Here is a 645-nt window from a genome sequence, read left to right as displayed (position 1 = left end):
GGTGCAAATCGGGTAAACGACTCCATCGACAACCGTTTGCATAAACAAGACGTCTTGCGACAGATTTGTTTTTATGTCCAGATATAAACGCTCAAGATTTACGCCGGCACGATCAATCTTATTGATAAATATAATTGTCGGGATTTGCAGTTTTTGCAAAGTCTTGAACAGCAACTTTGTTTGTGCTTGTATGCCTTCCTTTGCCGATAATATGAGGACTGCACCATCAAGCATTTTGAATGTCCGCTCCACTTCCGCAATAAAATCCATGTGTCCCGGAGTGTCAATGATATTGCATTTCACCCCATTCCAGATAATAGATGTCGTAGAAGCCCGAACAGTAATTCCTCTACGTTTCTCTATATCCATAGAGTCCGTTATGGTGTCACCATTATCCACACAGCCGCACTTTTCCGTTGCTCCACTGGCAAACAGCAGATTCTCGGTTACGGAAGTTTTTCCTGCATCAATGTGAGCAAGAATTCCTAAATTTATAATGTTCATTTGATTAAGCAATAATATACTACAATAGATGCATTGCCGAAACGCACCTTTTAATACCTCCTCGTAGCATGTGAGAACTACAGGATTACTAACTCGTATTAATATGTATATTATTACTGCCGCATAACGATTACAAAATTA

1 protein-coding gene is annotated in these 645 nt (G+C 39.7%); it reads right to left on the bottom strand.

What is annotated here, in order from left to right; genetic code table 11:
* A partial coding sequence (locus ABD126_RS38585; RefSeq protein ID WP_343940655.1) for a GTP-binding protein occupies positions 1-504 on the bottom strand: 504 nt, incomplete at its 3' end.
* Between the last annotated feature and the right edge of the window lie 141 nt (positions 505-645).

This window comes from Saccharothrix mutabilis subsp. mutabilis (assembly GCF_039521145.1).
GTDB lineage: Bacteria > Actinomycetota > Actinomycetes > Mycobacteriales > Pseudonocardiaceae > Actinosynnema > Actinosynnema mutabilis.
This window is presented reverse-complemented; position numbering and strand designations above follow the sequence as displayed.